Source organism: Oceanospirillum multiglobuliferum (assembly GCF_900167095.1).
GTDB lineage: Bacteria > Pseudomonadota > Gammaproteobacteria > Pseudomonadales > Halomonadaceae > Oceanospirillum > Oceanospirillum multiglobuliferum.
The window spans coordinates 21,986-42,062 of the sequence record NZ_FUXG01000026.1; the positions used below are offsets into that span (position 1 = coordinate 21,986).

Sequence of the window (20,077 nt, forward strand, 5' to 3'; positions counted from 1 at the left end):
ATGCCAAAGCTCCGTATGTAACTTGCTTCTAGTTAGTACTCAGTTTACCCCCTTAGTGGTAGAATTTTACTCATTTAGATGAGCCGACTGTGAGAAACCTTCTTAATGAAACTGTTTGAACCTACACAAAATCAGATTCTGGTGATTGGTGATGTCATGCTGGATAAATACTGGCATGGTTCAACCGACAGGATTTCTCCTGAAGCTCCGGTTCCAGTGGTTAAAGTGAATGAAGTAGATGTGCGTGCAGGTGGCGCTGCCAACGTGGCACTTAATATTGCAGCACTACATGCCAATGCGATGGTGGCAGGTTTAGTTGGTCATGATTCAGAGGCGGGTGAATTAACGGAGTTGTTACATAGTAAAGGGGTACAAACTCGCTTTGTTGCAGCAGCTCAACCGACGATTACTAAACTGCGTATTATGAGTCGCCACCAGCAGCTTTTGCGTTTAGATAAAGAGGAGCGGTTCGCCGCTGACTCAGCCGCTGAAGTTCAACGCAGCACTCAAATTGATTTGGCACAGTCTTCTGTAGTGGTGTTGTCAGATTATGCTAAAGGCACATTACAACAGTTATCAGATTTTATTGCCCAAGCACGCGAAGCGGGTTGCCAAGTACTAGTTGATCCTAAAGGTAGTGATTTTAGCAAATACCGTGGTGCAACTCTGTTAACACCCAATATGGCAGAGTTTGAAGCCGTGGTGGGACGTTGCCACTCTGAGGATGAAGTGATTGAGCGTGCATTTGCACTGATTGATCAGGTACAGCTTGATGCCTTGCTGGTGACGCGCAGTGAAAAAGGTATGACGCTATTTATACCTAGTCGAGAGCCAATCTACTTTGCTACCAATGCCAAAGCAGTGTTTGATGTCACAGGTGCAGGCGATACTGTGATCGGCACTTTGGCAACAGGTTTGGCAGGTGGATTAAGCCTTGAGCAAGCGGTTGAGATTGCGAATATTGCAGCAGGTATTGCGGTATCTAAACTGGGTACTGATACAGTTTCTCTGACAGAACTCAATCAAGCGCTAGAAAACTATTATGGCCTTGAACAGAAAAAAGTACTGTCAGAAGAGGAGCTGATTAAGCGATTACAGCGATCACGCCAACAGGGTGAGCGGGTTGTGTTTACCAACGGCTGTTTTGATATTTTACACCCTGGTCATGTCAGTTATTTAGACCATGCGAAAAAGCTAGGCGATAAATTAATTGTAGGCGTAAACTCTGACGCTTCAGTTTCTCGTTTGAAAGGACCTACTCGTCCAATTAACGATCTTAACCATCGTATGCACGTTTTGGGTGGCTTAGCGGCTGTCGATTGGGTAGTACCTTTTGAAGAGGATACGCCAGCACGTTTAATCGCAGCTCTGATGCCTAATATTTTAGTAAAAGGTGGTGATTATACTGTTGATCAGATTGCAGGTGCCGATACTGTTCTTGCAGCGGGTGGCGAGGTTAAGGTTTTAAATTTTGAAGAAGGTTTTTCTACAACTGGCATTATTCAAGCTGCACATCAAGCCAGTTTAAGTAAAACTACGATTTAATTCTTATTAGGGATCAAAAATGAATTTTTCTAACTCAAAGTTTGATGACTTTACAGATCTGCTACTACAGTGGGGCGATAAGCTTTGGCCTGCATTATTACTGCTGATTGTTGGTCTATGGTTAACGAAAAAAGCACGTAATCTATTAATTTCGTTGCTGCATAAGAAGTCTTTGGATGAGGCTGCTGCAAACTTTATCGGTCAAATTGTTCACTCTGTACTTTTAGTTATTTTGTTTATCTCGGTGTTAAGCAAAATCGGTGTCGATACCACCTCTCTGATAGCAGCACTGGGTGCGGCAGGTTTAGCCGTGGCGCTGGCCCTAAAAGGCTCTATGGAAAACTTAGCTGCTGGTATTTTATTGGTTTCACAGCGACCTTTTAAAAAGGGTGATGTTATCGAGGGAGCAGGTATTACTGGTTCAGTTGAGAAAATTACAATTTTAACGACACAGTTTAAAACACCGGATAATAAGCTCATCATTGTGCCCAATGCTTCATTGGTAAATGGTAATGTGACGAACTATTCTACTCATCCAACCCGTCGTTTAGATTTGGTTGTTGGGGTGAGTTATGACGATGACATTCGTCTTGTTAAGCAAGTTCTACAAGATATTTTAGCGGCAGAGCCTCGTGGTTTGAAAGAACCGGAGTCATTGGTTGCGGTAAGTGAACTGGCTGATAGTTCGGTGAACTTCACAGTAAGGCTCTGGGTGAACGCTTCAGATTATTGGCCTACCAAATTCGATTTAACAGAAAAGATTAAGCTGACTTTTGATGAGAAAGGGATCTCTATACCATTCCCTCAGCGTGATGTGCATCTTTATCAACATGGCCAAAAGAGTGCTGACTAGTTGGTAGCGAGGCAAGTGAAATGAACGATGGGTGGCCTATTTAGGCTGCCCATTTTTTTATATGCCAATCATGTTAGTAAAATCGTTGTGTAAATTGCTGTTTGGATATACAGTAAAAAAACTCTGTATAGCGAATGGTAGACAGACTTCAGATGGCTAATGATCTCTTATTTTTACAGCGTAGTTCATTCGATTGCGAATTATGGTCGGTACTTGATGTTAGGCAGGACACGGGCTGGCAAAAAATCCCGCTCTTAGGTTGGGTAACTGCTGGTTTGCCAATGGAAATTTGCGAGAGTAGTGAGCAAATCTCAGTGCCCTTGCAGTTGGTTAAAAAACAAACCTATGCTTTAAAAGTACGCGGCGATTCAATGATTGAAGCAAACATTAATGATGGTGATATCATTATTATTGAGCAGAGACAAAGCGTTGAAAGTGGCGAAACCTGTGTCGTGATGATCAATAATCAGCAGGTGACATTGAAGCGTTTGTATATAGACCGTGATGGCGTGCGCTTAGAGCCTGCTAATAGTGCGATGTCGAGTATCCATTTAAGAAATGAAGATGTTCAAGTATTAGGGATTGTCATGGGGTTAAAGCGTAACGCGGTTTTACAATGAGAACTTATTATAAACCCCGTGCTCGTGCAGAGTTTGAGCTGGAAATTAAGCGTAGTTTGTTTATTGCAATCGCAGAACCAGTAAGCTCAATCGAGTCTTGCCAAGCTTTTATTCGTGCGGTTAAGGCGGAGTATCCAGATGCCCGTCATCATTGCACGGCCTTTATTGCTGGTGCGCCTAATGATACTCAAGTTTGTGGCATGAGCGATGATGGAGAACCTTCAGGTACAGCTGGAAAGCCGATGCTGAATATTCTAAGTCACAGTGGCCTTGGTCAGATAGCGGTTGTCATTGTACGTTATTTTGGCGGCATAAAGCTTGGTACAGGTGGTTTGGTAAAGGCTTACTCTCAGGCTACTCAAGAAGTGCTGGCAAAGTTGGAACGAGTAGAGGTGGTGCCGCTTTATAGCGTTTCTATTATTGCAGATTATGCATATGAGTCTGATGTCAGGCATTGGCTACAGCAGCTTTCTGCGCAGAACATTGCAGTGGATTATTCTGATCAAGTACTGATTCAGTGTTGTTTAGAGGAGCCTGAAACTTTGGCCGACAAACTTCAACAAGTCGGCCAAGGTCAAATTACATTTAAGTACCTATCTGAAGCCTAGGCGCTTGAATGAGATTACATGTCACGGTTTAGAGTGCTTTGGTCAATTGCACTTTTGATGCGCTCAAATTCAGCTAGATTGTCGGGTTGGAAATAGAGTGTATAGAATAGCTTTTCAAACAGGCCACGTTTGCCTTCTTCATTATTCTTTGATTTCTCTTTTGTGGTACTAAAGTTGCTGGTCATCGTAAAGTGAAGCACTCGGGTACCTGGTGCAAACAGAATGCTTGAACCATCCAGCTGAGTTTTCTCTTTTGGATCTTTCAAACTGTACGAAGAGATCTCAATAACCTGTTGCAGATTTAAATAAAAGTTACTGGAAACCGGCACTATAACTTTCTTGCCGCTTTCGTTGTTTTGCATATAAATATCACTATTTTTGCGTATCTTAAGAAACATGGCGCACTCCTGAAAAGGTGGTCTACAAATTAGTCAACAGATAGCCTGAGGTCAATAACGGGCCAGCAGTGGCTGTTTGGGTTCAATTTGATCATCAACTATTCATAACAATAAGTCAGTAATATTTTGTTTTTATGACAAAAGTCTAGTATCAAAGCGGTTGAAGTGCTATCCCTGTTGAGCTTGGCTGCATTTATTTACCCTTGGATACGCTACAGTCATTGTGCAGTCACCGAAACTGACTACAATATAGGCCATTAAGCAGGGTAATGCCCACTATAAGCTGGAAGAGAGAGTAGGAATTTGCGAGTCATCAGAAAGTATGCCAACCGTCGGCTGTACGATACGTCAGAAAGCCGATATGTAACACTGGAAGATATTAAACTGCTGGTGATCAACAAAGAGGAGTTTCGTGTTGAGGATTCCAAAAGCGGTGAAGATCTCACGCGCAATATCTTGCTACAGATTATCACCGAGCAGGAGAATGGACACCCGGCCTCTGGCAATCCAATGTTCAGCAACCAAGTGTTGCAACAGCTGATCCGTTTTTACGGTGATAGTATGCAGGGCACAATGAGTAACTATCTGGAAGAAAGTATTAATACTTTCTTAGAGCAGCAGAAGGCGCTACGAGATCAAATGCAAACGGCAATGACTGCAACTCCTATGGAGTTGATGCGCCGTGTTGCAGAGCAGAACATGAAAATTTGGCAGAGCTTTCAGCCGAAAGCAGCTAAAAAAGACGACGAATAGTATTACTTAGTTTGTCGGCCTAAAGCAGGCTCGGTTTATCTGAGCCTGCCTTTATTTGTCACTGTAGTAGGCCTTTACTTCAGTGCAATCACTTCAATATAGATACGCTCTTGATCTGTTTCCTCAGCCCGTGCTTTAAACTGTACATTAGCCTCCCCTAGGTGAATGCCGTAGACCTTCTCCTCGTCTTGGTTTTTCTTATATGCAGGCCTTGGATCTTGTTGCAGTACTTGTTCTACCAGCGCTTTAAAAACGCCATGTTTCTGCTCGTAGTCTTTTAGCTCTTCAAGCGCAGGTGTTGTCCAGCGTACTGCTCTAATCTCAGGCTGATCACTAGCCATAGTGTTGTGGGCTTCATCTACTTTATCCACATAGGGAATATAAGGTTTGATGTCTAAAATAGGGGTGCCATCCACAAGATCTAAACCGCTAAGGTGTAAGATCACTTCATTATTTTCTGTGTCGATTTGATCAAGTTTGACCACTGATAAGCCTATAGCGTTAGGGCGAAAAGTTGAGCGGGTGGCAAATACGCCGACACGCTCATTACCACCTAAACGAGGGGGGCGTACAGTGGGTTTCCAAGCTTGTCGTAAGCACTGGTGAAATACAAACTGTAGCCAGATGTGACTACTGTGCTCAAGGCCACGTACCGCGGCCGCTTGATTATAGGGGGGTACTAAACGCAGTTGTCCTGTAGCGGCAGGGGCTAATCCGGGTTGGCGAGGTACGCCAAATTTTTCTTTATAGCAAGATTGAATATAACCAATTGCTTGAAACTGAAATTCTGCATCGTTGTTTAGTTTTGTCATCTGATAACCGCTCACCCATTTGATAACGCACATTATACGCAAGATTGGTTTTGCCTACTGTCAGGCTTATGGGAAAATGCGGCATCAAACAGTTTTGTTCCAATAAACTGTCGCATTTGTCACTGTGCTGCTGATCAGCTGTTAAGCAGCACCATTAAAAAGGGTTTATTTGTGATCAATTTGGCAACTTATGCCGCGCAGGCACAGCACGTCATCGCCGCAGGACAGTTTTTATACGGGGAAGGCTGGTCTCCAGCCACCAGCAGTAACTATTCTGCACGTATTGATGAACAACATCTGGCCATTACCGTCTCAGGCAAGCATAAAGGCCAACTTAAAGCTGAGGATATTATGATTGTTGATCTGGCAGGTCAGCCAGTGTTGAGTCAGCAAAAATCCTCCGCTGAAACCCTGTTGCATTGTGTGCTTTATGAATGGCAGGCCGAGATTGGTGCTGTGCTACATACGCACTCAAAAGCGGCTACGGTACTGACACGTTTATTGGCAGATCAAGACCAGCTGGTGTTAGAAGGCTATGAATTACAAAAAGCGTTTCCGGGTGTTACCAGCCATGAAGGCCAAGTGGTGATACCTATTTTTGAAAATACCCAAGACATTCGCACTCTAGCAGGGCAGTCTTTAAGTTATTTAGAACAATACCCAGATACACCCGCTTACCTAATTCGTGGGCATGGTTTGTATACTTGGGGGAAAACGATGGCCGACACGTTGCGTCATATTGAAGCGATGGAATTTTTAATGGCCTGTGAGCTGGAACTATTAAAGGTGGCAAGATGAGTTTTTTACAAGTATTTGATGCAGCCAATCCAACAGAGCCAAAGCGTATACTAGAAGATGGCAACCAGATTATGGCTGCTCTAGGCGCTAAAGGCGTGCGTTTTGAGCGTTGGCAGGCCAGTCAGCCGTTAAGTGCCGTAGCAAATCAAGATGAAATTTTGGCCGCCTACACCGCAGAAGTTGCGCGCTTAAAAGCGGAGCATGGATTTCAAACGGCTGATGTGATCAGCTTAACCCCCGAACATCCAGATAAGGCTGCACTGCGTGCCAAATTTTTATCAGAGCATATTCATAGCGAAGATGAAGTACGCTTTTTTGTGCGCGGTAGCGGCTTGTTTTACATGCACCTTGACGATGAAATCTATGCGGTAGGCTGCCAGCAAGAAGACTTGATCTCAGTACCTGCGGGTACAAAACATTGGTTTGATATGGGGGCTGAGCCTGACTTCACTTGTGTGCGTTTGTTCACCAATCCAGAGGGCTGGGTCGCACAATATACTGAAGATAAAATAGCGGATCAGTTTCCACGTTTTGAGGATCTCATGGCATGATTAAAGCCATAGTCACCGATATTGAAGGCACAACAGGTTCTATTCATTTTGTTCATCAGGTGCTGTTTCCTTATGCAAAACAGCACCTGCCTGAGTTTGTGCGTCAGCAGCAAGCACAGCCTGCGGTAGCAGAACAGGTTGCAGCGGTAAAAGCTGAAATGCAGAAGCCGGACGCCGATTTAGACGCAGTGATTGCTCAGTTGATTACATGGATAGAAGCAGATCAAAAAATCACGCCATTAAAAGCGCTACAAGGTTTAATCTGGGATACTGGGTACAAAACTGGGGCTTATAAAGGCCATGTCTATGACGATGCACATCAGCAGTTACAGGCTTGGCGCGAGCAAGGTTTAGCCTTGTATATCTATTCCTCTGGCTCGGTCTATGCCCAGAAACTACTGTTTGGTTTTAGTGAGTTTGGTGATTTAACCCCTTGGTTTACAGGTTATTTCGACACTCAAGTCGGTGGTAAACGTGAAGCGCAGTCGTATCAGGCTATAGTGCAACAGATCGGCTTAGCCGCAGAAGAGATTCTGTTTTTGTCTGATGTGGTTGAAGAGCTGGATGCGGCGCAGCAAGTGGGTATTAAAACTGTACAGTTAGTGCGAGAGCCGAATATGGTGGTGGGTGAGCACACACAGGTTGCTAGTTTTAAAGAGATCGACTTGAGCGCTATTTAAATTAGGTGTGTTCACGTTTGATACAAAAAAGGTATTCGAGTTGAATACCTTTTTTGTTTGATCGCTATTGCTGCAATAGTCGCAGTATTAGCGGTTATAAGAGGCTAATGCAGAACCTGCCGCGATAAACATACCACCAAAAATACGGTTTTGGCTTTTTTGATGCTTAGGATCTTTGAACCACGTGCTCAGTTTCGCCGCCAATGAGGCGTAACCGATCATCACCACAATATCAACGATCAATAGCGTGGTGCCCATGATTAGAAACTGCGGTAACTGAGGCATGTTTGCATTTAAAAATTGTGGAAACAGCGCCACCAAAAAGACCGTCGCTTTAGGGTTCACCAAGTTAACAAAAGCCGCCTGCCAGAAACGTTTCTGTGCAGACACTGGAGTGCTAACCTCGCCCTCTTTTAAGGCGACAGGTTGTTCACGCCACTTTTGATAACCCAACCAAATCAGGTATGCAGCCCCTAGCCATTTCACGGTAGAGAAGGCTATCTCAGATGAAGCTAAAAGTGCACCTAAGCCAACACCCACAATCACCACTTGTGCGCCATAGCCGAGTTGTAGCCCTAGAATGGCAGGCAGTGATTGCCATACGCCATACTTTAGGCCGTTACTCATAGTGTTCACCGCACCTGCACCTGGAGAGATACTGATTAGCAATGAGGCTACTAAAAAGGCTAAAAACAGTTCTAACGTCATGATCTGCTCTATATTGGATAGTGTAGAAAATTAAATGGCGGCTTCAGTTGAGTCTTGAGTCTGTTCAGCAATTGTCTCAAGAGTCAGCAGGTAAGCTTGTGCCGCATCAAGTTGATGCTCATTGAAGACTTTAATACCCGCGCCAATTAATGTTGCCACCGTAACACCCATGCCTGATTTGGTTTGCCGGGCAAACTGGCCATCATAAATATGCTCGTTACCGCAGGATGGACTATTGGCTTTTAATATGGCGACTTTGATATCTTGTCCATTGGCTATATCAAGGGTGCGTCTAGCACCACGAACAAAGTACTGACTAAGATTGTGTCCTTGTTTGGTAATGACTTTTCCTTTTTCTTGCACAATATCTTGACCATCAAAACCGCTCTCAATTTCTGCGGCAGGCCTTGGCACCAATAGGCCACCAAGTGTTTCAGGGCAAACTGAAACAATACGCTGCTCAGCTTTCCATTGTTCTAAGATATCATGTGCAACCGGACGGCTAGAGCCGTCATAGCGTACACGCTCACCCAGAAGGCAGGCGCTAACAAGCACTTTGTGTTGGCTCATAATTCTACTACCTCGCTTAAAAAGGCAGTCTATCAGGGTTTTTGCAAGTGGGGAATATAGCTAAGAAAGTGCTCGACTAGATTTAAGTTTTAAGCTGAGCAACTGCTCGCTGACAGCCAACAGCAATTTTTTGGGTATCGCTCAGTCAGGATTGTCAATTGCTGGGTTTTTGAGCGCATTCAGATTTTATTCATCAAAAAGTAAGTAATTACATGATTGATTTTAATCTAAATAAGGTGTGAATTTTATATTGAAGATGTTCTTGGATATAACGAAGGGGGATAAGATTTTTCAGAAACTTATGGTGCGGAAGGAGAGACTCGAACTCTCACACCTTGCGATACCAGAACCTAAATCTGGCGTGTCTACCAATTTCACCACTTCCGCACTACATAACCGATTTATCATCAGCTTTAAACTTTGCACCACGACCATCTCTTGAGGAGAGATGGTGCGGGAGGAGAGACTCGAACTCTCACACCTAGGGCACCAGAACCTAAATCTGGCGTGTCTACCAATTTCACCACTCCCGCAGTACGAGGAGTATTATATATAAGTTTTCTAGGCGGTCAATAGGCGCCTAGAGTTTTTTACAAAATAATTAAAATTATTTTTTATCAATAAGATAGCGCACCGCTTCCTCTGAAAATTTAGCACCAGCTTGCTGCCAATTGCTGCCTGTAATATAAGGAATATTGGCCAGCAATGGTGCAGGAATCATCTGATTGAGTGTATAGAGATTTTCTTGAAAACGAGCCATATCAGGATCAATCTGATTGGCAACCCAGCCTGCTAAGGTCAGGCCATCACGCTGAATCGCTTCAACGGTTAGCAGTGCATGGTTGATGCAGCCCAGTTTCATACCCACTACTAAAATAACAGGCACTTTCAGAGATTTTGCCAGATCTGCCAAGGTTTCCTGCTGATTAAGCGGGACGCGCCAGCCGCCAGCACCTTCAATTAACAACAAATCGCTTTTCGACATCATTAAGCCACGGGCAAAGCCCGCTAAGCGACCTACGGATAGACTTTTACCTGATTCCGCCGCAGCGATATGTGGCGCAATGGCAGGCTCTAAAGCGATGGGGTTAATCATTTCATAATCTACATCTGCTTCATTAATAGCGGCCATAAGCGTGAGCGCATCACTGTTTCTTAAACCCTCTGGCGTTTGCTCGCAGCCTGCTGCGACGGGTTTATGTGCTAGCGTTTGGTAGCCTAAGCTAGACGCACGGTGTAAAAGTGCCGCAGATACAAAGGTTTTACCTGCGTCGGTATCGGTTCCGGTGACAAAATACGTTTTCATTGAAAAAAGAGCCTTAGCGTTGTAGATGCAAAATAAGCACTTGGTAACTGACAGGTAAACCTTGATCTGTGCGCTGCTGTTCGTAAGCGGCTTTCAACTTGAGTAGGGCTTGTCGTCCTGTCAGGTGGTTTTCACCTTGAACATGGTGCGCACCAATGCCCTTAATTGAGGCGAAAACTGCTTTCAGATCAGGATAGTATAATGTTTCAGTGTATTGCTCTGCATTGAGCACCGTTAAATCTTGCGCTTGCAGCTGTTCAATCAGTACTTCCGAGGGGATAAATTGATTCACATGCTGCGCTTGGTCGACCTGCGCCCAACTGTGCGCCAATTCAGATAAAGTGCCGGGTACTAAAGTGGCGATAAAGGCTTGACCACCCTTTTTCAGACTACGGTGAATGCCTGCAAAAAGTGCAGGGGTGTTTTCACACCACTGAATGGCGAGACTGGAAAAAATCAGATTAAGGCTCTGCTCAGGCAGTGGTAGTTGCTCCGCATCAGCACAAAGCCATTGGATTGTAGCGTTGTCCCCTACTTTTTGCGCGTAATCTAACATGCCTTGCGCAAGATCTAAGCCGATGACCTGCTCCGCTTGGCAGTGGTCGCGTAACTGGCGTGTCCAGTAACCTGTGCCGCAGCCAATGTCTAAAATATGTTCAGCTTTTGGGCATAGGTTTAATAGACGTCCTGCGATGCGCTTTTGCGCCTCGGCCAGTTGATCATAATGCGCGGCGGCATCACCAAAAGACTTGGCGACTTTTAGCTTATCAATAGGTGGGCGGCTTGATTGGCTTTTGGAAAGGTTCAAGCGCTTACCTCCTGCTGGAGAATGGTTAATACGGTTTGGGCTAGCTGCTCGGTCTGGCTCAGCAATACCAGATGGGCACAATTTTCTAGCACATAAGCTTTGCCTTGTACGTTTTCAGCGACAGTCGCAGGGACAAGGGCATCGTGCTCTGCCAGTATCCAGTGCAGTTTATCCACAATAGCCGCTGAGGGTTGGCGCTGATCCAGCTCGGCCAGCCAAGATAAGCCTGCGGCTAGGCTTGATAGATCTGCGGCGGGCGCTGTGTTATTTAATGTGGCGAACTGTTTCTTGATGCCACGAAAATCAGTTTCACCTTGTGCTTGCAAGCTTTGAAATCGGCTTAAGGTTTTATTGGGTTGCTGGGCAAAATCTGCCTGAAATTGTGACAGCATGTCTTGCGGCATACCTAGCGACCAATCCTCTCGTTGGGCAAAACAGGGGTTGCTCGCCAATAATATCATCTGTTGCACGCGCTCAGGGGCTTGCTCTGCAATATGTAGCGCTACATTACCGCCTAATGACCAGCCCAACCAATGGGCTTTTTCTGGCAGTTGCACCAGTAGGGTTTGGGTCAGTTCATCAAGGGCATTGGCTTGCTTTAAAGCGGGCAGGCCATCATAACCCGGTAAACTCAAGTTGTGGCATTGAAGCTTAATACCTATTGCTTCAGCTTGTGTTGTTAACAGGCTGATCAAGGGTTGCCAGACCTGTCGGCTAGCGCCCCAACCGTGGAATAAAACCAGTTCGATACCGTTGTTTTTAGCGATAGCATTGCTCATAGCTGAATACCGTTGGGAAGGCCACGCTGTTGGCAAATTTTATCTAAGCTATCTAATAAACGATCTAACTGAGCGTCGGTATGGCTGGTGCTAAAAGTGATGCGTAAGCGTGCGCTGCCCTTGGCAACGGTGGGTGGGCGAATGGCGGTGACCAGCAAGCCCTCAGCCTCTAGTGCTTGGCTCCATGCAAGGGTTTCAGTTTCGCTGCCCAAAACAATCGGTTGAATGGGTGTTGGGCTGTCCATCAAGGTTAAACCCAGTGCTTTTGCTTCTTGGCGAAAACGTTGAATCAGTTTGTTAAGCTGTGTGCGACGTTCAGGCTCGGTTTGAACCAACTGCAAACTGGTGCGAGTGGCCGCAGCTACCGCAGGAGGAATTGCGGTGGTGTAGATATAAGGCCGGGCAAACTGAATCAAGGTTTCAATTAAGGTTTCACTGCCTGCGATAAAAGCACCACTGGTACCAAAGGCTTTACCTAGAGTGCCCATTAACACTTGTACTTGGTTTTGATCAAAGTGTTCAGCCACTAAACCTTGGCCTTTACTGCCAATGCAACCGAAGCCGTGGGCATCATCCACCATCAACCAAGCGTTATGTTGCTGGGCGCAGTTGACCAACTCGCCAATAGGGGCGCAGTCACCATCCATGCTGAACACTCCGTCGGTTACAATCAGACGGCGACGGCTTTGATCTTTTTCTAATCGACGAGTCAGGTTGTCCACATCGTTGTGTAAATAGCGCTGAAATTTCGCGCCAGAGTGCAAGCCACCGTCCAAGAGGGAGGCATGATTAAGCCGGTCTTCAAACACCGCATCGGGTTTGTCGACCAAGGCTTGAATCGTACCCAAATTCGCCATAAAGCCTGTTGAAAACAGCAGGGCGCGATCTCGTCCTGTAAACGCTGCCAGTTCTTGTTCTAACTGATGATGCTCTTCGCTATGGCCATTCACCAAATGTGAAGCACCGCTGCCCACGCCATAAGTAGAGGCTGCGGCCTGAAAGCGCGCCACCACTCTAGGGTCATTGGCTAATCCTAAATAATCATTACTGCAAAAGGTGAGCATCGGCTTACCGTCAATCACCGTTTCAGGTTGCTGGGCTTGCCCAAGTGTACGACGGGTACGGTATAGATGTGCCTGTTGGCGCTCGGTTAACGTGGTGCGAAGGCTATCAAAAGCAGACATGATGACGGTGTCCGGCGGTGTTGATAAAAGAGTAAAGTGGGTCGCTTTGACCCACTTATGATTTGAACGGCTTAAACCTCAAACTTGCTAAAAATGTCTAGGTTAGAGGCCGAAAATATTAAACCACTAAACCGCAAGGTTTACGCTCACGGGTGCCGTTGTTGCTTGCGCTGGCATCGTAGAACTGGCTGTTTTGTCCGTCCAAGGCTTCTTGTAGCGCGGCTTCATGTACGGTTTCGTCTACTGATACTTCACGGCGCTCAGGGTGAATGCCTAGGCGAGTGAATAGCATTTTGTCTTTTTCTGCCTGAGGGTTGGCCGTGGTTAGCAAACGCTCACCGTAGAATATAGAGTTGGCACCTGCGAAGAAGGTCATCGCTTGCATCTCGTCGCTCATCTCTTCACGACCTGCGGATAAACGCACATGAGAAGCAGGCATCATAATACGCGCCACCGCAATAGTACGGACAAACTCAATAGGGTCTAGTGCCTCAACTTGATCAAGCGGTGTACCTTCCACTTTAACCAACATATTGATCGGTACACTTTCTGGGTGCGGTGCTAAAGTTGATAGCTGAATCAGCAGTTTGGCACGGTCTGATTCTTTCTCGCCCATGCCCAAAATACCGCCTGAGCAGATTTTCATACCCGCATCACGCACATGAGACAGCGTATCTAAACGGTCTTGATAGGTGCGCGTGGTGATAATTTTGTCGTAAAACTCAGGAGAGGTGTCTAAGTTATGGTTGTAATAATCTAAGCCGGCTTGTGCCAGTTCAGAGGCTTGTTCTTTGTCTAACATGCCCAGCGTCATGCAGGTTTCTAGCCCTAATGACTTAACACCTTTAACCATCTCAACCACATAGGGTAGATCTTTTTTACTAGGCGACTTCCACGCCGCGCCCATGCAAAAACGGCTGGCACCACTTGCCTTGGCTGCCTTGGCTTGCTCTAGCACTTGCTGAACTTCCATCAAGCGCTCTTTTTCAAGGCCTGTGTTGTAGTGACCGCTTTGTGGACAATATTTGCAATCTTCAGGGCATGCGCCAGTTTTGATTGAAAGCAGGGTGCTGACCTGTACCGCATTTGGGTCAAAGTTCTCACGATGAATACTGTGAGCTTTAAACAGTAGATCGTTCAGTGGTAAAGCAAAAAGTGCCTGAACTTCTTCTAGTGTCCAATCGTGACGGGTTGCAGTTAAAGTGGTCATTTAGATTCCTGTTATGCGTTGAATCGTAGAACAATGGCAAGCATAATAAATGCCTATTACAAGCTGTCAACCAGATTTGGCTTTTAAGGTTGACGAAGATGGATTTATTACACGTTCATTAGGGATGGTGCTGTGTTTAAATTGTTTGATCGCAAGAGTCGCTCAGCCAGAACCGATAATAGTCTGTTTAATAAAAGTGTTGGGCTTTTTAAACATAGATTGATGGGTGGGCGTTGTTTGGCCTGTTTAGCCATTGCACAGGACAATATTGCGCTTTGTTCGGGCTGTGAGCAAAGCCTTGCCTTAAATCGAGAGCCTTGTGTGCAATGCGCTGAGCCATTTACCGCAAAGCCTAACTTTGAGCATCAAGCAATTTGTGCCAGCTGCCAAGCTGACCAGCCTGCCTTTAGTCGTACTTACGCCCCCTATCTTTATGCTTACCCTTTAGATCGCCTGATTAGCCGTTTTAAAGATGATGGGCAGATGATTTATGGTCAGCTGCTCTCTCAGTTATTAGCTGAGCGATTACGAGATAATTTTTCAGAGTTGGAGTTCCAGCGTCCCGATCAAGTAATGGCAGTCCCTATTCATATTACACGTCGTTTCAGTCGTGGTTTTAATCCTGCTGCGTTGCTGGCTGATGCTTTGTCGCATCAACTGAGCTGCCACTTTAATCCAAAACTTTGTGTGAAAACAAAGGTGACTGAAAAGCAGCAGGTGCTTAATCGAGAGCAGCGGCAGCAAAACTTACACGATAGTTTTCAACTGACACAGTCTGTTGAGGGACAAAGAATAGCGGTGGTAGACGATGTGATGACCACTGGAGCAACGGCGCGTGTGATTGCACAGCTATTAAGGGATAATGGTGCTGCCGAAGTGTATATTTGGGCATTGGCGCGTACGCCGCTAACACCTTAATAGACCGCCTTTTAATTGCTGTGCTGGAACCCTATGACCGAACTGACCTCTGTTTTTAATCAAGATCAACCTTATTACCAATTAGACCCAAGTCGAGTGATGGATGCGGTGGAGCATTTAGGGTTTTATTGTGACGGGCGTATTCAAGCATTAAACAGCTATGAAAACCGTGTTTTTCAAGTAGGCATTGAAGATGCTGTGCCCTTGATAGTGAAGTTTTATCGACCTGAGCGCTGGTCTGAAGCGCAAATCTTAGAAGAGCACCAATTTTGTCAAGAGCTTGTTGAAGCGGGTTTAGCCGTTGTTGCACCAATGCAGCTTGAAGGCCAAAGCTTGTTCAACTTCAACGGCTATCGCTATGCTTTATTTCCTCGAAAAGGTGGTCACGCCCCTGAGCTGGATAATGAAAACCATCTATTTGAACTAGGACGCTTTTTAGGACGTCTACATCAAACTTCTGAGTTGCGAGCTTTTCAACATCGCCCTACCTTATCTGTAAAAGACTATGGCCGAGTGGCACAGCAACAAGTACTCGACAGCCAGTTACTACAAGCTTATGAAAAACGCTATTTAAAGGTCACCGATCAGATTTTAGCCGAGGTGGAGCAGCGCTTTAATGCTTGTGCAGCACCTTTGATTCGAACACAAGGCGACTGCCATATGGGCAATATGCTATGGCGTGACGATGCCCTTGTACTGCTTGATTTTGACGACTGTCGCATGGCCCCCGCTATGCAAGATATCTGGATGTTATTAACCGGAGATCAACAGCAACAACAACGTTGGTTAAGTGAGGTAGTTGAAGGCTATGAAGAATATCGTGAGTTTCCAGCCCGTGAACTACAGCTGGTTGAACCATTACGGGCATTGCGGATAGTCTATTACAGCGGATGGTTGGCACAGCGTCGTGCCGATCCAGCCTTTATACAAGCCTTTCCTCAATTTGGCGGAGAAGCATGGTGGTCGGAGCATATTCGTAGTTTAGAGCAGCAACTACAACAGTTGTCTATGCCTTCTTTGAGTTTAACGCAGTACTAATTTTCTTTGTTTAAATAGCCAGAGCGAGCGCTTTTAAAGGTATTTGGATGCTGAACAAAACAACATCAAACCAACCTCTTTCCAAACAGCGTCTTATGCTGATGAAAGGTATTGTACTGGGCTTAACCGCTTCAACTTTACTGTTGACGGGCTGCGTGGGAAGCCGAACTTCTGTGGTAGAGATGCAAGCGCCTGCCCCAAAAAGCTTAGTGCCTTTACCACCGCCTGGTGGTTTTGTTGCTAAAGCGCCTGAGCCTGTCAGTGTGCCAACACCTAGAGCAACGCCTAAGCCAATGGCGATGCCTTCTACGCCCGCACCTATAGCGGCAGCCATTGAGCCTATTTCACAACCATTCTCAGTGCCCTTATCAGATGATAATCAGCCTTTGTCTGATGAAACGCCTTTGTTGAATGAGCAACCACTTATTAAAGATGAGCCTGCTGCTTGGCTTGCCCGTTTTCCAGCCTTGGCAAAAGAGTATGAGCAATATAAAGATCAGATTGAAAAAGAGTACCGTGCTTACGAGCAAAAAGTGCAGCAACTACGCCAGAAAGCCAGTAAATATTGGGGTGATGGTAACGTTGCTGAACCTACCAATGACAAGTATGTGAAATACCAAGATGGCTATAAAAGCCGGGGTGAAGTCGACTTTGCGGGTGGTAACGTTATTGTTGAAACCGTTGACGAACAAGACCATAAGCAGCGCCTGTCAGAAGCGATTGTGGAAACCTTGTTAACACCTGATGATGCCCGAGACCCAGATCTATTCAGCGATAAAAATATTACTTATCGAGGTCCACTGGTGCTAGAAGGTCAGGTTAAAGACCATGATGGCGTTATTGTGCAATGGGAGTGGCGTGCGAAGCGCTATGCTAACTGGCTGGTTGAGAACAAACTGCAAACATTGAACATTGGCGGTAAAAAGGTCTACCGTGTAGAGATTCCAATGGAGTCGAACCACGAGCAAGTTCGGGGGCAAAAATATGAAGAGATCGTGCGTAAAGCTTCACAGCGCTACGATGTTCCTGAATCGCTAATCTACAGCATTATGGAAACCGAAAGCCACTTTAACCCTTATGCCACCAGTCATATTCCTGCCTATGGTTTAATGCAAGTTGTGCCAAGTACAGCAGGGCGTGACGTGTTTGAGCGTATCAAAAAGAAAAGTGGTCAGCCTGATCGTAGTTATCTATTTAATGTCACCAATAATATTGATACAGGTACAGCCTACTTAAGTATTCTGGATGATATTTATCTGAAAGGGGTCACAAATCCTCTATCGCGGGAATATTGTGTGATTTCAGCTTATAACGGTGGGGCAGGCAATGTATTGAAAACCTTCTCTAGTGATCGTAAGCGCGCCGTTTCAGTTATCAATAGCATGTCGCCACAACAGGTGTATTTGAAGTTAAACAAAAATCACCCAAGTGCTGAATCGAGGCATTATATTGAGAAAGTTGTGAAAGCCAAGCAAAAGTACCAAAGCACCGCAGTTGCCAGTAATTAAAAAGAGGTTTTAAGCCAGCCCGAATCCTGTTCGGGCTGCGCCTGCTTTGTGTAAACGCCTGCATCACCCCTGACGCCAGAATCAACACACAACCTCTGATGAAGGGGTTTGCGGTTTAAATCCTAGTTCCGGTATAAAGCATGTACGATCAAGTCGTAGATTGACGACCGTACTCCTTCACTATCAAGGCTGAATCGCTATGCTAACGACCCCTCTGGCAGTGTTAAATAATCTCTCGGCGTTTCGTGGTGAACGTCAGGTTCTAAATGGCTTCAATCTTACCCTTCATGAAGGGGAAAGCGTCGCTATTTTAGGGCCTAATGGCTGTGGTAAATCCACCTTGTTAAAGCTGCTGACCCGAGATCTTTATCATGTCGACCAACCTGACAGCCAACTGTTGATCAAAGGGCAATCGCAGATCAACCTCATGCAGCTGAGAACATGGATTGGCATGGTCTCTCAAGACCTGCAAGCCCTTTATACCCCCTATACCAAAGGTCGGGATGTGGTTGCTTCGGGGTTATTCGGGGCGATTGGTGTACACAGCCACTTAAACTTAACAGACGCACAGCAGCTGCGGGTGGATCAGGTGATGGCTGATCTTCATCTGGAAGGGCTTAGCGAAACAATGTTTCAACGTTTGTCCACAGGCCAACAGCGCCGATTACTGTTGGCTCGGGCGCTGATTCATCAACCTTCGACCCTTATTTTTGATGAGCCTACCAACAGCCTTGACTTACAAGCGGCTTTTGAACTGATTGCTACCATGCGTCAATTGGTACAGTCGGGTACCAATTTGATTATTGCTACCCATCATGTGCAAGAGATTATTCCTGAAGTGCAGCGCATCATATTGATGAAGCAGGGGCGTATTGTTGCCGATGGCGACAAAAAACAGGTTTTAACCACCGACAACCTCAGTGCGCTTTACGGTATTGCGCTGAAGTTAATGGAGCAAGATGGTTTTTATCAGGTTTACCCTGCGTAAAGTCTGTCATCCTAGAATGGCATGAATCTTTAAGGAATGTTGATGAAGGTATCGGTATGGGGCAGGGTGATTGGCCTGTTATTTTTAGTGGGCTGTGGCGAAGAGCACAGTGCCTCAAACAGGTCTAGGTCTACAGATGGTTACGGCAGCTATTTAGACAAAATAGGGTTACCTGTCGATGGTCAAAGCGTTTGGCCGGAGTAGTCTTGTAGAGGGGCCGATTTTAATGAACAAATTTAACTCGTTAGGAGTCTCCTCATGGCGTATGACACAGGCTTAGCGGAGCGTATTCGTGAGCAACTCAGGGGTAATCTCTATATTACCGAAAAGAAAATGTTCGGTGGGCTGTGTTTTTTGCATGACGGCAATATGCTCTGTGGCATCGTCAAAGATGAACTGATGCTGCGTACTGGGCCTGATCTTTATGCAATACTGCTGACCAAACCCTATGCTCGTGAGATGGACTTTACAGGTCGTCCTATGAAGGGCATGTTAATCGTCGAAACGCAGGGTTTCTCAGAAGACACTGACTTAAAATGGTGGCTAGATCAGGTACTGGTGTTTGTGAGCGCACTGCCGCCGAAGGTTAATCAGAAACGATTGCCAACTGCACGGCCTTAGCCGCGTGAATCTCAGTCGTGTCTTCAGTATTTCTGGATGCAGCAGACATTACTCATATTTATTTGAAATAAAGCGGGTTTTAAATTGGAGTGTGTGTAATTTCTGATTCAATAATATTAATTAAATAGTCGATTTTGATAGATTATTGCTGCTTACTATTCACAAGTTTATTTTTTATATTAGCTTAATATATTTAATATGTTTTTAGCTTGAACCAGTTCTTGTTCAGCGGCTTTTTTAAACCACATTACTGCTTTAACCATATCTTGTTCTACCCCAAGGCCACTACGATACATTAAGCCAAGATTATATTGGGCTTTTGTATTGCCTTGTTCAGCGGCTTTTTTAAACCACCTGAAAGCTTTTTCCGGATCTTGCTTCACGCCTATACCAGAATGGTATATAAGGCCAAAACTTGACTTTAGCCAAGGTGTCGCCCCAATAAAAGGCTTTAATCTTATTTTCTTTATAACCTCTTAGCGGCAAATTCTGAGTGCAACACCTAATCCAATATCGGGTAAGGTGTTGTTATGACATACAAAGAACTCAACATAGAAGAGCGTGCCACTATTCAAATTGGCCTGCTTCACAATCTCAGTCTGCGAAGTATTGCTCGCCTACTTGATCGAAGCCCCTCAACAATCAGTCGAGAGATTCGTCGTAACCAGCTTGCCGATGGCCTATACGAAGCACCTAAGGCTCAAGCCAACCGTCAGGCTCGAAGAGTAGGCTGTCGACCAGTGAAAAAGCTTGCTCAGGGTAATGAACTGTTTGACCTCGTGATTTTGATGCTGCGTCAGAGGTTCTCTCCACAGCAGATT

25 protein-coding genes and 2 tRNA genes are annotated in these 20,077 nt (G+C 45.5%); 15 read left to right on the forward strand and 12 right to left on the reverse strand.

Annotation, left to right across the window (positions count from 1 at the left end):
- Positions 1 to 105: 105 nt before the first annotated feature.
- From hldE to B5D26_RS14155, 4 genes are all read left to right on the forward strand, one after another.
- On the forward strand, positions 106 to 1,545 hold the full coding sequence (gene hldE / locus B5D26_RS14140; protein WP_078746371.1) for a bifunctional D-glycero-beta-D-manno-heptose-7-phosphate kinase/D-glycero-beta-D-manno-heptose 1-phosphate adenylyltransferase HldE: 1,440 nt from the start codon (positions 106 to 108) through the stop codon (positions 1,543 to 1,545).
- A 19-nt stretch (positions 1,546 to 1,564) separates the two neighbouring features.
- Positions 1,565 to 2,398, forward strand: coding sequence for a mechanosensitive ion channel family protein (locus tag B5D26_RS14145; RefSeq protein WP_078746372.1), 834 nt, complete (start codon positions 1,565 to 1,567; stop codon positions 2,396 to 2,398).
- A 152-nt stretch (positions 2,399 to 2,550) separates the two neighbouring features.
- Positions 2,551 to 3,018, forward strand: coding sequence for a LexA family protein (locus tag B5D26_RS14150; protein ID WP_078746396.1), 468 nt, complete (start codon positions 2,551 to 2,553; stop codon positions 3,016 to 3,018).
- Complete coding sequence (locus B5D26_RS14155; RefSeq protein ID WP_078746373.1) at positions 3,015 to 3,626, forward strand: YigZ family protein; 612 nt, start codon at positions 3,015 to 3,017, stop codon at positions 3,624 to 3,626. Before B5D26_RS14150 ends, B5D26_RS14155 begins: the two co-directional genes overlap by 4 nt.
- 14 nt (positions 3,627 to 3,640) lie before the next feature.
- Here the strand turns inward: B5D26_RS14155 and B5D26_RS14160 are convergent, their stop codons facing one another.
- On the reverse strand, positions 3,641 to 4,024 hold the full coding sequence (locus B5D26_RS14160) for a hypothetical protein (protein WP_078746374.1): 384 nt from the start codon (positions 4,022 to 4,024) through the stop codon (positions 3,641 to 3,643).
- 303 nt (positions 4,025 to 4,327) lie between these two features.
- Between B5D26_RS14160 and phaR the strand changes: the two genes are divergently transcribed.
- Positions 4,328 to 4,777, forward strand: coding sequence for a polyhydroxyalkanoate synthesis repressor PhaR (gene phaR, locus B5D26_RS14165; protein WP_078746375.1), 450 nt, complete (start codon positions 4,328 to 4,330; stop codon positions 4,775 to 4,777).
- Positions 4,778 to 4,851: 74 nt separating this feature from the next.
- On the opposite strand, the gene tsaA is transcribed toward phaR, so the two are convergent.
- Positions 4,852 to 5,589, reverse strand: coding sequence for a tRNA (N6-threonylcarbamoyladenosine(37)-N6)-methyltransferase TrmO (tsaA, locus tag B5D26_RS14170; protein ID WP_139776685.1), 738 nt, complete (start codon positions 5,587 to 5,589; stop codon positions 4,852 to 4,854).
- Positions 5,590 to 5,760: 171 nt separating this feature from the next.
- Between tsaA and B5D26_RS14175 the strand changes: the two genes are divergently transcribed.
- From B5D26_RS14175 to mtnC, 3 genes are read left to right on the forward strand one after another with little or no spacing between them, the layout of a single operon-like run.
- Positions 5,761 to 6,387 (forward strand): methylthioribulose 1-phosphate dehydratase, encoded by a 627-nt coding sequence (locus tag B5D26_RS14175; protein WP_078746377.1) that lies wholly within the window; start codon positions 5,761 to 5,763, stop codon positions 6,385 to 6,387.
- A complete protein-coding gene (locus B5D26_RS14180) occupies positions 6,384 to 6,938 on the forward strand; it encodes a 1,2-dihydroxy-3-keto-5-methylthiopentene dioxygenase (RefSeq protein ID WP_078746378.1) in 555 nt (184 codons plus the stop codon). The genes B5D26_RS14175 and B5D26_RS14180 overlap by 4 nt, the downstream gene beginning before the upstream one ends.
- Positions 6,935 to 7,618, forward strand: coding sequence for an acireductone synthase (gene mtnC, locus B5D26_RS14185; RefSeq protein WP_078746379.1), 684 nt, complete (start codon positions 6,935 to 6,937; stop codon positions 7,616 to 7,618). The genes B5D26_RS14180 and mtnC overlap by 4 nt, the downstream gene beginning before the upstream one ends.
- Before the next feature lie 87 nt (positions 7,619 to 7,705).
- Here mtnC and rhtB read toward each other — a convergent pair whose 3' ends face one another.
- From rhtB to bioB, 9 genes are all read right to left on the reverse strand, one after another.
- The gene (gene rhtB, locus B5D26_RS14190) at positions 7,706 to 8,326 is read right to left on the reverse strand and encodes a homoserine/homoserine lactone efflux protein (RefSeq protein ID WP_078746380.1); all 621 of its coding nucleotides are present in this window, start codon (positions 8,324 to 8,326) and stop codon (positions 7,706 to 7,708) included.
- Positions 8,327 to 8,356: 30 nt separating this feature from the next.
- Complete coding sequence (locus B5D26_RS14195; protein WP_078746381.1) at positions 8,357 to 8,896, reverse strand: 2-thiouracil desulfurase family protein; 540 nt, start codon at positions 8,894 to 8,896, stop codon at positions 8,357 to 8,359.
- Positions 8,897 to 9,198: 302 nt separating this feature from the next.
- Positions 9,199 to 9,283: transfer RNA gene (locus B5D26_RS14200), tRNA-Leu, on the reverse strand.
- 62 nt (positions 9,284 to 9,345) lie between these two features.
- Positions 9,346 to 9,429, reverse strand: a tRNA-Leu gene (locus tag B5D26_RS14205).
- A 74-nt stretch (positions 9,430 to 9,503) separates the two neighbouring features.
- Positions 9,504 to 10,202 carry a dethiobiotin synthase gene (gene bioD, locus B5D26_RS14210; RefSeq protein WP_078746382.1) on the reverse strand — a complete coding sequence of 233 codons (699 nt, stop codon included), beginning with the start codon at positions 10,200 to 10,202 and terminating at the stop codon, positions 9,504 to 9,506.
- Positions 10,203 to 10,215: 13 nt separating this feature from the next.
- Positions 10,216 to 11,010: a malonyl-ACP O-methyltransferase BioC gene (gene bioC, locus B5D26_RS14215; RefSeq protein ID WP_159445674.1), complete on the reverse strand. Its 795-nt coding sequence runs from the start codon at positions 11,008 to 11,010 to the stop codon at positions 10,216 to 10,218.
- Entirely contained in the window at positions 11,007 to 11,789 is a 783-nt protein-coding gene (locus B5D26_RS14220; protein WP_078746384.1) for an alpha/beta fold hydrolase, read from the reverse strand. Before B5D26_RS14220 ends, bioC begins: the two co-directional genes overlap by 4 nt.
- Positions 11,786 to 12,973 (reverse strand): 8-amino-7-oxononanoate synthase, encoded by a 1,188-nt coding sequence (gene bioF, locus B5D26_RS14225; RefSeq protein ID WP_078746385.1) that lies wholly within the window; start codon positions 12,971 to 12,973, stop codon positions 11,786 to 11,788. The genes B5D26_RS14220 and bioF overlap by 4 nt, the downstream gene beginning before the upstream one ends.
- A gap of 118 nt (positions 12,974 to 13,091) precedes the next feature.
- On the reverse strand, positions 13,092 to 14,183 hold the full coding sequence (gene bioB, locus B5D26_RS14230) for a biotin synthase BioB (RefSeq protein WP_078746386.1): 1,092 nt from the start codon (positions 14,181 to 14,183) through the stop codon (positions 13,092 to 13,094).
- Positions 14,184 to 14,315: 132 nt separating this feature from the next.
- Between bioB and B5D26_RS14235 the strand changes: the two genes are divergently transcribed.
- The 6 genes from B5D26_RS14235 (at position 14,316) to B5D26_RS14255 (ending at position 19,256) form a co-directional block, all read left to right on the forward strand.
- A complete protein-coding gene (locus tag B5D26_RS14235) occupies positions 14,316 to 15,101 on the forward strand; it encodes a ComF family protein (RefSeq protein ID WP_078746387.1) in 786 nt (261 codons plus the stop codon).
- A 33-nt stretch (positions 15,102 to 15,134) separates the two neighbouring features.
- On the forward strand, positions 15,135 to 16,139 hold the full coding sequence (locus B5D26_RS14240; protein ID WP_078746388.1) for a serine/threonine protein kinase: 1,005 nt from the start codon (positions 15,135 to 15,137) through the stop codon (positions 16,137 to 16,139).
- 47 nt (positions 16,140 to 16,186) lie between these two features.
- The gene (gene mltC / locus B5D26_RS14245; RefSeq protein ID WP_078746389.1) at positions 16,187 to 17,647 is read left to right on the forward strand and encodes a membrane-bound lytic murein transglycosylase MltC; all 1,461 of its coding nucleotides are present in this window, start codon (positions 16,187 to 16,189) and stop codon (positions 17,645 to 17,647) included.
- Positions 17,648 to 17,846: 199 nt separating this feature from the next.
- Complete coding sequence (locus tag B5D26_RS14250) at positions 17,847 to 18,635, forward strand: ABC transporter ATP-binding protein (protein WP_078746390.1); 789 nt, start codon at positions 17,847 to 17,849, stop codon at positions 18,633 to 18,635.
- 42 nt (positions 18,636 to 18,677) lie between these two features.
- The gene (locus B5D26_RS16220; RefSeq protein ID WP_159445675.1) at positions 18,678 to 18,839 is read left to right on the forward strand and encodes a hypothetical protein; all 162 of its coding nucleotides are present in this window, start codon (positions 18,678 to 18,680) and stop codon (positions 18,837 to 18,839) included.
- A gap of 54 nt (positions 18,840 to 18,893) precedes the next feature.
- Positions 18,894 to 19,256: a TfoX/Sxy family protein gene (locus B5D26_RS14255; protein ID WP_078746391.1), complete on the forward strand. Its 363-nt coding sequence runs from the start codon at positions 18,894 to 18,896 to the stop codon at positions 19,254 to 19,256.
- 179 nt (positions 19,257 to 19,435) lie between these two features.
- Here the strand turns inward: B5D26_RS14255 and B5D26_RS14260 are convergent, their stop codons facing one another.
- A complete protein-coding gene (locus tag B5D26_RS14260; protein ID WP_327196257.1) occupies positions 19,436 to 19,726 on the reverse strand; it encodes a tetratricopeptide repeat protein in 291 nt (96 codons plus the stop codon).
- A gap of 60 nt (positions 19,727 to 19,786) precedes the next feature.
- Here B5D26_RS14260 and B5D26_RS14265 point away from each other — a divergent pair.
- A partial coding sequence (locus B5D26_RS14265) for a helix-turn-helix domain-containing protein (RefSeq protein ID WP_143833105.1) occupies positions 19,787 to 20,077 on the forward strand: 291 nt, incomplete at its 3' end.

Coding starts and splice junctions, on each gene's coding strand:
- B5D26_RS14220 (WP_078746384.1), bottom strand. CDS start 11,789: ATGAGCAATGCTATCGCTAAAAACAACGGTATCGAACTGGTTTTATTC.
- B5D26_RS14180 (WP_078746378.1), top strand. CDS start 6,384: ATGAGTTTTTTACAAGTATTTGATGCAGCCAATCCAACAGAGCCAAAG.
- B5D26_RS14155 (WP_078746373.1), top strand. CDS start 3,015: ATGAGAACTTATTATAAACCCCGTGCTCGTGCAGAGTTTGAGCTGGAA.
- B5D26_RS16220 (WP_159445675.1), top strand. CDS start 18,678: ATGAAGGTATCGGTATGGGGCAGGGTGATTGGCCTGTTATTTTTAGTG.
- B5D26_RS14150 (WP_078746396.1), top strand. CDS start 2,551: ATGGCTAATGATCTCTTATTTTTACAGCGTAGTTCATTCGATTGCGAA.
- B5D26_RS14145 (WP_078746372.1), top strand. CDS start 1,565: ATGAATTTTTCTAACTCAAAGTTTGATGACTTTACAGATCTGCTACTA.
- B5D26_RS14240 (WP_078746388.1), top strand. CDS start 15,135: ATGACCGAACTGACCTCTGTTTTTAATCAAGATCAACCTTATTACCAA.
- B5D26_RS14250 (WP_078746390.1), top strand. CDS start 17,847: ATGCTAACGACCCCTCTGGCAGTGTTAAATAATCTCTCGGCGTTTCGT.
- mtnC (WP_078746379.1), top strand. CDS start 6,935: ATGATTAAAGCCATAGTCACCGATATTGAAGGCACAACAGGTTCTATT.
- bioD (WP_078746382.1), bottom strand. CDS start 10,202: ATGAAAACGTATTTTGTCACCGGAACCGATACCGACGCAGGTAAAACC.
- tsaA (WP_139776685.1), bottom strand. CDS start 5,589: ATGACAAAACTAAACAACGATGCAGAATTTCAGTTTCAAGCAATTGGT.
- bioB (WP_078746386.1), bottom strand. CDS start 14,183: ATGACCACTTTAACTGCAACCCGTCACGATTGGACACTAGAAGAAGTT.
- bioF (WP_078746385.1), bottom strand. CDS start 12,973: ATGTCTGCTTTTGATAGCCTTCGCACCACGTTAACCGAGCGCCAACAG.
- B5D26_RS14255 (WP_078746391.1), top strand. CDS start 18,894: ATGGCGTATGACACAGGCTTAGCGGAGCGTATTCGTGAGCAACTCAGG.
- rhtB (WP_078746380.1), bottom strand. CDS start 8,326: ATGACGTTAGAACTGTTTTTAGCCTTTTTAGTAGCCTCATTGCTAATC.
- B5D26_RS14160 (WP_078746374.1), bottom strand. CDS start 4,024: ATGTTTCTTAAGATACGCAAAAATAGTGATATTTATATGCAAAACAAC.
- B5D26_RS14195 (WP_078746381.1), bottom strand. CDS start 8,896: ATGAGCCAACACAAAGTGCTTGTTAGCGCCTGCCTTCTGGGTGAGCGT.
- mltC (WP_078746389.1), top strand. CDS start 16,187: ATGCTGAACAAAACAACATCAAACCAACCTCTTTCCAAACAGCGTCTT.
- hldE (WP_078746371.1), top strand. CDS start 106: ATGAAACTGTTTGAACCTACACAAAATCAGATTCTGGTGATTGGTGAT.